This is a genomic window from Sanguibacter sp. Z1732 (assembly GCF_051020515.1).
GTDB lineage: Bacteria > Actinomycetota > Actinomycetes > Actinomycetales > Beutenbergiaceae > CALKWS01.
In genome coordinates, this window is sequence record NZ_CP194857.1 from 29,588 (window position 1) to 39,986 (window position 10,399).

Consider the following 10,399-nt stretch of genomic DNA (forward strand, 5'->3'; position numbering starts at 1 on the left):
GCCGCCTACCTGGATCCGGACAAGGAGCCGTGTGGCTCGCCGTGCGACAACACCTGGCACCGACCGGGCGCGCTCCGGGAAGGCAAGGGCTTCCGCTGCCAACCCTGCGCACTACCCGAAGGGCACGACAACACTTGGCACTGGCGCGGCTGCACGCCGGTCGAACTGGAAGCGGGGGCCGACTCATGAGCCACCGTCTCCACTCCCGCCGCCCCGCCCCCTACTTCGGCAACAAGGCCGCCCGCCCCCTCGACCGTCGCGACTCCAACCCCGCCCGCGCACTCGGCCACCTACTCGCCGGCTCGCTCGGTGTCCTGGCCTGGGTCGCCGTCATCTACGCACTCGTGTGGATCGCGAGCGTACCGGCATGAGCGCGGTGCAGCCCGACCTCTTCGGCGAATACGACCGCCGCGAGCAAGAACGCAAGACCCAACGACAGCCCGCCGAGTGCCCTTCGTGCGGGACGACCGAGCCCAACGGGTACCTGCTGAGCATCATCAACCACGGCTACGACCCCATCAGCCTGCGCATCGGCGGCTTCCCCCAGGGCGAGCACCCCATCTACGGCGACAAGTGCCTCGCCCAGACCCTCGTCACCAGCCACATCACCTACCAAGCACGCAACGGCGACACCCAAGCCCTAGCCCTCGCCATGGACAGGGGCCGCGAACTTGGCCTCGACGTCGAGGCCATCAAGGAAGGAACAACGACGTGACCGCCCCCGACTTATTCACCGGCGACCGCACCACCGCCCGAGCCCAGGCCGAGGTGCAGACCATCCTCGACGCCGCCGAACTCGACCCCCTGGAAGTGCACATCAAAGGCCACCACGCCGACCCCGACCCCATCGCCACCGTCACCCTGCGCAGCGTGGCTGACCTGGAGGCATTTACCGCCCGCGACGGCAAGCCCACCATCACCCGCCGCCACGTCGCATGGGGCACCACGGGGCGCCACTGGGAGCACTCCGCCACGTATGACCGCCCTGGCCGCAAAATGCTCGCCCTCGCCCGCATCTTCGCCCACATGGACGAATGGACCGACCAGTGACCGGCGACCGCTTCAAAGACGGCTACGCATCCGCCGAGCGCCACTGGAAGGCCCGCTGGCACCAAGCCAACGACGACCTACAGAAGGCCATTAGCGAGATCGAGCGGCTCCGTACCAACCTCTGGGCGCTCCAAGAGCAGGATGAGCGCGCCGAGACTTGGCGGGAGAAGGCCAACCGGTACCACGCCCGCCTCACCGCCGTTGAAGCCGAACATAAGTCGCTGGTTGACTCACTGCGGGCCGACGTCGCACAGATCATTGCCGAGGCGTCCGACGAGCCGTACCGGGAGCCGGACCACCTGGAGGATCTGCTCGGCATCGACCCCAACGACACAGCCGACCGGCTCGCCGCGCGAGGCGTGGAGTACCGGCACCAGCGCGACGCCCTCGCCGCCCGCCTCACCGCCGTCGAAGCCTTCCTCGATGAGACCGACCGCCGCGCGGGTCGGAGGAGTGGGGCCTGCCCCTGCGCGGCAACACGAAGGTCCTCACCGGCGAAGTCCGTGCCGTCCTCTCGGCGGCCCCCACCGACACCACCAAGGAGAACTGACCAATGACCGCTGAGACCACCGAGCGGTGGGCCGACTGGTGCACGAGTGGCGACGGGTTCGCCATGTCGGGCACCCGCATGAAGGAGCACTCCCGGGAGTCCATGGGCGACCGCTGGTGCTTCCACCACCGCCGCCGTCACGAATTCTTCTGGGTCGTCATGGCCCCAGACGGCCTCTCCTACTACGGCCCGCACGTCGAAGTGCACGGAGAGACCAGGGACTGCACAGACCTGTTCCCCGGCTGGACGCGCACGTGGGAGGAGGACTGATGACCGCCGCTGACCGCCCGTCCGTCACCCCGCAAGTGGGGGACACCCTGACCACCGCCGAGCAGATCGACGCGCTACCGGTCGGAAGCGTTGTCCTGCACGACAGCGATGTGGACCCTCCCCGGTATCGCGGTCATGCAGCGCAGCGTCCACACGGGTGCCTGGTACCTGCCCGCCGCGGTCCAGCGCGTAGAGCCGCTGCTGCCGGTCACGGTGCTGTACGTGCCCGGTGAGTCGTCCCGCCCGTCCGTCACCGACGACGCCCTCACCGAGTGTCCGTTCTGCGACCGCATCCAGCGAGGCGACCACCGCGACGACTGTGGCGCCCCCACTGTCGTCCACTTCGAGCCGCTCAATCCCGTCACGCCGGGCCACATGCTGTTCGTGCCACAGTGGCACACCAAGCACCCGGACGCTGACGCGGTTGCCGAAGCGATGCGTTCGGCAGTGCGGCACGCTGAGGATCGCGGCGAGGACTTCAACCTCATCACCTCGTCCGGCCCAGCCGCGACACAGACCGTCGAGCACGTCCACGTCCACTACGTGCCACGGCGCGCCGATGATGGGCTGCCACTGCCGTGGACGCCCCAACAGGCCGCTGCCCGCGCCGAGGCGACCACGCGACCGACGAGGACGCGCTGGCCCTCGCCGCGCTCGCCCGGCTCCACCACGGCGGGGGGCAGGCATGAAACACCACGACCGCATACACCACAAAACCACCGTCATCATCCGCCACACCGGCCAAGTCGGCACCGTCGAAGCCGTGCAGAACTCGCCCTACGTGCGGCTGCTGAAAGTCGCCGGGCAGTGGTACCGGCCCTCACAACTCATCCGCGCAGACGACCCCGAATGGAGGCGGCAATGACATCCCGAGTCACGCTCTACCGACGACCAGACGGCGATCTGGTGGCCTACCACTACAGCACCGGCGCCCAGGTCGTAGACCACGAAAACGCCGCCAAGATCGCCACCGACATAGCCGAAATCGCCACCGGCAAACAATGGGCCTGGCTGCAACTCGGCGACCAAAACGACCGCGCCGCGTTCTACCTCAACCGCCTTGTCACAGCGCTCGCCACGCCGGCCCCGCCGAGGGCGAAGGCGGTGGCGTAAATGGCCCTCCAGTGGGCGCGGCTCGACACCAATATCGCCTCTCACGACAAGATCCTCGACCTGCTGGGGTATGAGGACGGGCGCGCTATCGCCTTCTCCTACATTTGCTGCATCGCCTACAGCGTCGGCAATGGCACGGACGGGCACATTCCGTTCGCTGCACTGCCGTTCGTCCACGCGAGTAAGCGGGATATGGAAACAATGGTGGACGCGGGATTAGTGGACCCTAACCCGAAAGGGTGGACGGTGCGCAATTTCGCAGACCGGCAACAAGTGTCAGCAGTGGCCACGCAGATTCATCAAGACAAAAAGCGGGCTAGCGCAAAAGGGAATTGCGTAAGGCACCACGGAGCGGACTGTGGATGCTGGAAAGCGAGGATCGCGTGACCCTCCCGACCGCCTCCCAGACTCTCCCACAATCCTCCCAGAACGCTCCCAGGCGCCTCCCGCAACCCTCCCAAACCAGGCTCCCACACCGGCTCCCACAATCCGCGCCATTGCAACGGTCTCCCAGGTGGGACTCCCAGGTGCGACTCCTACGTACGTACGGACGGACGGACTAACGAAGAGGTGGGAGACATGGGTAGATCATCTTGCCTTACGTAACGCGCAGGAGAACAACAATTCCCAGATAATGAGGTTTAGACAATGCCCAAAGAATCCCGATGCGGCGTTTACGGACACGAATACGCAAGCGCCAGAACATGCCCTAACTGTCGCGCCGAATATCTCGCCACTCGAGCATGGCCACCCGGCACCACCCACCAAGACGCACCACGCGGACTACCCGCCGACTACACCGACGCACCCACCAGAGCCGCAGGAGACCACCATGACTGACCTGTACCCGCCGACTGGCCAGACCCCGCCGCTGGATTGGATCACAGCCTGCGAGGACGACACTTGGAGCGCCTACCAGGGTGCGCTGGCCGACCGCGACCGTGCCCGCAACATCGCCGTGGCGCTGGAGCAGGAGAGCGCCGAACTGCGGGCCGAGCGATTGCGGTCGCAGCCGACTACGCCGAGCTGCGAGCCGAGACCGAGACCGTCCACCGCGTTATCGAGCAGGTGGGGCTGATGGTCGAGAACTGGGACTACCGCTACGTCCGTGAGGAACTGCAAGCCATCCTCGACGGCGCCACGTTCGAGGAGGTGCGCAATGGCTGACCACTGCAACCTCTGCCCATTCCACGGCTGTGACGGCTGCCAGCACCAAGGAGGTGTCCACAGTGAGACTGCTAGCGATTGATCCCGGCAATACCGAATCCGGATGGGTCGTCATCGACACCACCACCCGCCGGCCCTTGGAATTCGACAAGAGCACCAACCCCGACCTCCTGGCCGAGATCGGCCTCGGGGCACTCAACTTCGACCAAGCCGTCATCGAGATGGTCGCCTCTTACGGCATGGCCGTCGGCGCAGACGTTTTCGAGACCTGCGTGTGGATCGGCCGCTTCCACCAGATGATCCGCCAATGGGACGTTCACGCCGCCCTCATCAAGCGCCACCCGGTCAAACTCCACCACTGCCACACCGCCCGCGCCAAAGACTCCAACATCCGCCAAGCCCTCGTCGACAGATTCGCCCCAGGCGCCCCCAACCACGGCAAAGGCACCAAGCGCCACCCCGGCTGGTTCTACGGCTTCCGCGCCGATGTGTGGGCCGCTTACGCCCTCGCCGTGTACGCCGCCGACACGCACGGCACCGACCCGAAGGAGGCGGCGTGAGACCGGCAAGACACCGAGAGGGCACCACACCATCCGGCTGGTGCTGACTGACCAGGAAGTGAGGTTCTGATGAGCGCCAAGACCCGCCGTAAGGCCCGCCGCAGACGAGAGGCCCTCGCCCGCAACGAAGGTCACGAGGGGTGCCAGTCGTGCGAGGTGTGCCTGCTGCCGCACTGCCCGGACTGCCACCCGGACCGGCGCACCTGCCCGATGGACCACACCGGCAACCGAGACCACCTGGAGGGAAGCGTGACCCAGCGCCTACAGCCCTACCGCGACTGGCTGGCTCAACGGCTGGACCGCAACCCGCGCCGAACTCAACCGCCTCCGAGCCCTCGGCGCACCCGACGACATCACCGCCAAGCGGCTCCGCCAGGCAGCCCAGTTGGAGACCTTCGGGGTGAACGACACCCTGTTCGAGGTCATGTGCCGCATCGCCGCCACCGGGCGCATCACGCAGATGGACCTCGACATGCTGCATCGAGAAGGGATCGGGCGATGACCGACACGACCAAACACCACGCCAGGACGACAGAAACCGGGCCAGGAGCGGCTCGGGACCCCCAACCCGCCACTGAGTTACACCCGTGTGATTCTGGGCCGTTAGAGCGCAAATGGCGAGTGTCACGCAAGCCGGCAGACCCAGACCCCGGCTGGGTATGGGTCGCAGAGGCGCTCCACGCGATCCACGTGGCACAGAAAGAAACCTGGAGACACGCAATGGACTACGCGCTGCGGCAGTCGCTCACCGACACGCACAAGGTCAAGTTCCGCACCACCGACCCTCGGCCCGATGCCCACGCCGGTTGCGGAACCGATGAGGGAGGTGGGGTGGTGAGCGCCATCCTGACCTTGACCGCCCTCGCCATCGTCGCCTACGTCTCCTGCGCCGCCTACCTACTCGGGCACACCCACGGCCGCCGCAACCCTGACCCCAGCCCCGACGACACCCCACCCACCGCGCACGCCGAGTGGACCTGCCCCGACTGCCGGCAGACCGTCCCCATCGCCATCGTCACCGAGCGCGTGGTGGTGGCCAGACTCGACCCCACGGACGTCCACGCACACCTGCTACAGCACCAGGAGGCCAGGTGAGCGACCAAACCCGAGCCGAACCGAGACAGGAGCCGAGATGGACGTGAGCAACAAGTGCGCAACCTGCGCATGGCAGGGGCCGATGGAACCGACCATAGTCGGCGCGTTCCTTGACTTACATCGGGCACTGCACCCGCTGGCGCTCCACTTCGCCTGGACGCTTGTCGGGCCGATCTTGCGGAGGTTGCCATGGAAGTGAATAACCACTGGTTTACCGGGGCGGACGGAACCACCTGGGTCCGCCTAGACGACGCTGAACGCCGAGTGGCCGCCGTTATTGGCCAGCGCGACCAGGCCCGTGACATCGCCGTGGCGTTGGAGCAGGAGAACGCCTATCTGGGCGCCGAACTGGACAATGCGCACAGTTACCTGCTCGGGCCACTGCCGGAGGCGCAGCGATGAGTGACCAGACCCGAGCCGCGCTCGATGACGCCATCCGCGCCCACCTGGCCGACGAGGACCCCGACGGCGGCATGGTCGCCCACTGGGCACTCGCCGTGGGCCTTATCAGCTCCGACGATGACGAGAGTCCGATGTGGTTCGATTCCCCCACTCGGGCAGGCGCCATACGTCACTACCGGACTGCACCAACTCGGGCTCCGCATCAGCAGCGAGGCGGGCCGCGATGACTGACCAGTGGACCTGCCCCACCTGCCGGAAGCGGTATGTCGTGCCGTCGCTGGCTGAGATGTGCAAACGCAAACACGACCAGGAGGACGAGTGAGCAGCAACCAGTGGGGCATCCGCACCTCCGCCGTATCCGTGGCCGAGGGAATCGTCGCCAAAGAGAACCTGGAGTTCATCGCCGCACGCTGGCCCGACCTGCGAGCCCGCCTGCGACCATCGCGAGGGCTGGACCTGGGCACCGCGCGACCGGCACCAGCGTCCCGCCCGCCCATCAACCTGGCCGTGTCCGACCTCATGCACGAGATCGCCGTGGAAGCCGAGGCCCTGGCGCACGTGCTCATGGACGAAGCCGACTGGACCCCGGTCACCTCATCCATGCCAGGGCTGCTCAGCGACGTGGCCCAGCGTTACGGGCACTGGATCGCCGGTGACGACCGCACCGCGCTGGCCTTCATCGACTGGGCCGAGGACTACCGGCACAAAGTTGAGCGCACCCTGGAGAAGCCCGTCCCGCCGTCATACATCGGCCCCTGCCGCCTCGACCTGTGCGAGGGCAGCGTCTACTACCGGCGCGGGCAGACTGTGGGCAAGTGCGACACCTGCCGCAACACGTGGGATCTCATCGCACAGCGCGACCTCGTGCGACGGGCGCTCGAAGTTAGGCTCATGACCCAATCCGAGATCGTCTCAGCGCTCACCGTCATGGACATCCCCCGCGGCATCAAGACCGTCAACTCATGGGTGCGGCGCGGCAGGCTGACCGAGGTGTCGCCCAGGTTGTACCGGTTCGCCACCGCACTCGACCTGGCGCAGCAGACGCCGGGCCGCAATGAAAGGATCAACACATAAAGACCTCCGGTTCACCCTTCGGCTGGTGCCCCAGCACTGAGGCTCCCGTCGTTGACAGCAACGGCCGACGTGACCACGAATGGATCACCGACGCCACCATCAGCAGCCCCGTCGAGACGCGCTACTGCGTCCACTGCAAGGCCGTCGTCACCGAGTCCGTGCCCATGTCGGAGCAGGAGCGGTTCCTGTTCGAGCAGGGGGAGGTCCGACCGGGTGGACGACACGCCCAGCCCCGAGGCGGTTGACCATGACCAGGGTGCAGAGTAGCGTTGCGGTGTGATGGGGCTTCTGGCCCCGGACGCAGGCCCCGACCTCCATAGGTGCGGGGCCTTAGTTGTGCCAGGGGTAGCCCGCCACCGGCGCCCCCGCTACCGGCATCCCCAGCCACCAGCCTCCCCGTAGGCCACGCCCCCGCACGGGGCCACGCGCACACCCAGTACACGCACACAGGGCAGGTGAACACACCCATGGCAGCCCGCCACCGGTGCCCCGGAACCACCACCCACCCCAACGGCACCACCGCCCCCTGCCCCCACCTACTACCACCAGGCACCCGCTACTGCCCCACCCACGCCCGCGCCTACGAGGCCCGCAGGGGCACCCCCACCGCACGGGGGTACGGCGCCCCCCACCGTAGGGAGAGGGCCAGGTGGCAAGCCCGCATCGACGCAGGCGAAACGATCTATTGCGCAGACGGCTGCGGACAACAAATCACCGGAACAGCGTGGCAACTCGGACACAACGAAGAGCGAACGCGCTGGATCGGACCACAAACCGTAGCCTGCAACACCGCCGAAGGTGGGCGGGCAGCGACCGACCCGAACCGACGCCGAAGGTAAAGCGGAGGTCAATCGAGGGGTGGGGGGTGACCCCGACCCGCCCCCGCCCCTGACCGCCGGGGAGGGGAGAAAATGGTGCGGAGGGTTCAAACCCTTTCGCCCCCCGGTTCGGCAAAGGGTTCCCCAAGTTCTCACCTGATATTCGCCGGCTGGGCGCGATGCCCGCCGACCCCCGATGTTGGCGCGATGCCAACTTGGAGTTGATCACCATGACCAGTGGAGGCAGGCGTAACAGGTCCGGCCCGAAGGCGGACGAGGAGTCTGGCGCGAGGACAAGCGCAGGTTCCAGGTTGTCGATGACGAGATGACGGCACTCGTCGCTGACCGCGAGCAGGCGCTGTGGGAGTGGGCGTGGTCCACGCCGCAGGCGTGCGCCTGGTCGATGCCCTCTGAGATGTGGCGGATTCACACGATTGCGATGTGGGTGCGCACGTTCGTGATCTGCGAGAGTGACGAGGCCACGGCTGCTGACAAGTCGTCCCTGCACCGGTTCGCTGATCAGATCGGGATGACGACGGCTGGCCTGGCTGAGATGGGCTGGAAAGTCGCCACCGATGAGGTTGCCGAGCGTGCCGCCGAGAAGCCGGAGGAGGGTAAGCCGCGCCAGTCGTCTCGTGACCGGATGAAGGTTGTTCCCGGTGGCTGACGAGTGGGTGGTGGACTTCCCGAGCCTTGGTTTTTTGTGCGCGGACTGGATCGAGGCGCACTGCAAGGTCGCTGATGGCTGGTCCATGGGCGACCCGTTCATTCACGACGGCTGGCAGTTGTGGTGCACGGTCAACTTCTACCGGGTGAAGCGGGATGCGAAGTTCACCCCTTCCCGACCGGCTGGTGCGCCGATGTTCGCCAACCGGCGCGGGCTGGTGGTTGGTCCGCAGAAGACGGGTAAGTCGCCGTGGGGTGCGTCGATCACCGCGTTTGAGGCTGTCGGGCCGTGCATCTTCGCCGGCTGGGCTGAGGGTGGCGAGGTTTACCGGTGTGAGGACCACGGGTGCTCGTGCGGCTGGTCCTACGTGTATGAGCCGGGCGAGCCGATGGGTATTCCGCGGCCGATGTCCACGATCCAGTTGCTTGCCACGGCTGAGGATCAGACCGATAACGTCTACCGCCCGTTGCAGGAGATGATCCGACGCGGCCCGCTCAGTGAGCAGATGAAGGTCCGTGAAGGGTTCATCCGGACACCGAACAACGGGCGGATCGACCCGATTACATCTGCCCCGAACAGCAAGTTGGGTAACCCGATCCACTTCGCCTTGGCGGATGAGTCCGGGGGCTGTACGTGGGCAAGTTGCTGAAGGTGTGGCAGACGATGCGCCGCGGGTTGGCGGGCATGGGTGGCCGCGGGCTGGAGATCACGAACCCCTGGGACCCGATGGACAACAGCGCCGCGCAGCAGACCTACCAGTCACGGGCCAGGGACATCTTCCGGTTCTACCGCAAGCCGCCGAACGGTCTGGACTTCACACTGAAGCGCGACCGGCGCAAGATCCTGGCCTACGTGTACGAGGGTTCGCCGTGGGCGGACCTGAACGCGATCGAGGCCGAGGCGGCGGAGATCATCACGACGGACCCGGCACAGGCGCAGCGGTTCTACGGGAACATGCTGGTGCAGGGCTTGGGTTCGTACATGCCCGAGGCGCTGTGGGATGAGACCACGGCTCCGCAGTCGGTGCCGGATGGCACGCCGGTGGCGATGGGGTTCGACGGCTCTCGGTCGGGCGACTGGACGGCGCTGCGGTTGGAGACTCGCGACGGGTACCGGTTCACCCCGACCTACGGGCCGGATGCGCGGCCGGCGTTCTGGAATCCGGATGAGTGGGACGGGCGCATCCCTCGGGGTGAGGTGAACGCTGCGGTGGCGGAGATGTTCGCTCGGTTCAAGGTGGGCCGGTTCTACGTGGACCCCCGTCACTGGGAGACGCAGGCCGATGAGTGGGCGCTGGCACACGGTGATGACGTGGTGGCGTTGTGGCACACGAACTCCCCGCCCCGCATGTTCGATGCGCTGTCCCGGTTCCTGGAGGACACCGCCGAAGGGCTGACCACGCACGACGGCGACGAGACCGCTAAGACTCACGCGCTGAACGCCCGGAAGGTCGCCAAGCCGGGCGATAAGTACATGCTCGGCAAGCCATCTGAGCATCAGAAGATCGACATTCTCATGGCCGACATCTTGGCTCACGAAGCCGCATCCGACATGCGCGCCCTGGGCTGGGCGGTTGACACCGGACCCAAGTACCTCAGGCTGCCCCGCTGACCCACTGAATGGAGGGAACCCG

The 10,399-nt window shown here is 66.7% G+C and carries 16 protein-coding genes; all 16 read left to right on the forward strand.

Features of this window, described 5'->3' with window-relative positions; genetic code table 11:
• Nucleotides 1-185: 185 nt before the first annotated feature.
• The 16 genes from ACRRRO_RS00265 to ACRRRO_RS00340 all read left to right on the forward strand — a co-directional run bounded on the left by ACRRRO_RS00265 (nucleotide 186) and on the right by ACRRRO_RS00340 (nucleotide 10,377).
• Nucleotides 186-371, forward strand: coding sequence for a hypothetical protein (locus ACRRRO_RS00265; RefSeq protein ID WP_424797745.1), 186 nt, complete (start codon nucleotides 186-188; stop codon nucleotides 369-371).
• Complete coding sequence (locus ACRRRO_RS00270) at nucleotides 368-715, forward strand: hypothetical protein (protein WP_434080872.1); 348 nt, start codon at nucleotides 368-370, stop codon at nucleotides 713-715. Before ACRRRO_RS00265 ends, ACRRRO_RS00270 begins: the two co-directional genes overlap by 4 nt.
• The gene (locus ACRRRO_RS00275; RefSeq protein ID WP_424797747.1) at nucleotides 712-1,050 is read left to right on the forward strand and encodes a hypothetical protein; all 339 of its coding nucleotides are present in this window, start codon (nucleotides 712-714) and stop codon (nucleotides 1,048-1,050) included. Before ACRRRO_RS00270 ends, ACRRRO_RS00275 begins: the two co-directional genes overlap by 4 nt.
• Nucleotides 1,047-1,607: a hypothetical protein gene (locus ACRRRO_RS00280; RefSeq protein ID WP_434080873.1), complete on the forward strand. Its 561-nt coding sequence runs from the start codon at nucleotides 1,047-1,049 to the stop codon at nucleotides 1,605-1,607. The genes ACRRRO_RS00275 and ACRRRO_RS00280 overlap by 4 nt, the downstream gene beginning before the upstream one ends.
• Nucleotides 1,604-1,870, forward strand: a complete 267-nt coding sequence (locus tag ACRRRO_RS00285; protein WP_424797749.1) for a hypothetical protein — start codon at nucleotides 1,604-1,606, stop codon at nucleotides 1,868-1,870. The genes ACRRRO_RS00280 and ACRRRO_RS00285 overlap by 4 nt, the downstream gene beginning before the upstream one ends.
• Nucleotides 1,871-1,978: 108 nt before the next feature.
• Complete coding sequence (locus ACRRRO_RS00290) at nucleotides 1,979-2,983, forward strand: HIT family protein (protein WP_434080874.1); 1,005 nt, start codon at nucleotides 1,979-1,981, stop codon at nucleotides 2,981-2,983.
• Complete coding sequence (locus ACRRRO_RS00295) at nucleotides 2,984-3,370, forward strand: hypothetical protein (RefSeq protein ID WP_424797753.1); 387 nt, start codon at nucleotides 2,984-2,986, stop codon at nucleotides 3,368-3,370.
• A gap of 445 nt (nucleotides 3,371-3,815) precedes the next feature.
• Entirely contained in the window at nucleotides 3,816-4,061 is a 246-nt protein-coding gene (locus tag ACRRRO_RS00300; RefSeq protein WP_434080875.1) for a hypothetical protein, read from the forward strand.
• Between the two features lie 151 nt (nucleotides 4,062-4,212).
• Complete coding sequence (locus ACRRRO_RS00305) at nucleotides 4,213-4,710, forward strand: hypothetical protein (protein WP_424797755.1); 498 nt, start codon at nucleotides 4,213-4,215, stop codon at nucleotides 4,708-4,710.
• A 720-nt stretch (nucleotides 4,711-5,430) separates the two neighbouring features.
• Complete coding sequence (locus tag ACRRRO_RS00310) at nucleotides 5,431-5,805, forward strand: hypothetical protein (RefSeq protein ID WP_434080876.1); 375 nt, start codon at nucleotides 5,431-5,433, stop codon at nucleotides 5,803-5,805.
• Nucleotides 5,806-5,994: 189 nt separating this feature from the next.
• On the forward strand, nucleotides 5,995-6,207 hold the full coding sequence (locus ACRRRO_RS00315) for a hypothetical protein (protein WP_424797758.1): 213 nt from the start codon (nucleotides 5,995-5,997) through the stop codon (nucleotides 6,205-6,207).
• Nucleotides 6,204-6,434 (forward strand): hypothetical protein, encoded by a 231-nt coding sequence (locus ACRRRO_RS00320; protein ID WP_434080842.1) that lies wholly within the window; start codon nucleotides 6,204-6,206, stop codon nucleotides 6,432-6,434. The genes ACRRRO_RS00315 and ACRRRO_RS00320 overlap by 4 nt, the downstream gene beginning before the upstream one ends.
• Nucleotides 6,435-6,525: 91 nt before the next feature.
• Nucleotides 6,526-7,281: a hypothetical protein gene (locus ACRRRO_RS00325; RefSeq protein ID WP_424797759.1), complete on the forward strand. Its 756-nt coding sequence runs from the start codon at nucleotides 6,526-6,528 to the stop codon at nucleotides 7,279-7,281.
• A 1,143-nt stretch (nucleotides 7,282-8,424) separates the two neighbouring features.
• A complete protein-coding gene (locus ACRRRO_RS00330; RefSeq protein ID WP_434080877.1) occupies nucleotides 8,425-8,766 on the forward strand; it encodes a hypothetical protein in 342 nt (113 codons plus the stop codon).
• Nucleotides 8,759-9,415 carry a hypothetical protein gene (locus ACRRRO_RS00335; protein ID WP_434080878.1) on the forward strand — a complete coding sequence of 219 codons (657 nt, stop codon included), beginning with the start codon at nucleotides 8,759-8,761 and terminating at the stop codon, nucleotides 9,413-9,415. Before ACRRRO_RS00330 ends, ACRRRO_RS00335 begins: the two co-directional genes overlap by 8 nt.
• A complete protein-coding gene (locus ACRRRO_RS00340; RefSeq protein ID WP_434080879.1) occupies nucleotides 9,400-10,377 on the forward strand; it encodes a hypothetical protein in 978 nt (325 codons plus the stop codon). The genes ACRRRO_RS00335 and ACRRRO_RS00340 overlap by 16 nt, the downstream gene beginning before the upstream one ends.
• Nucleotides 10,378-10,399 lie beyond the last annotated feature (22 nt).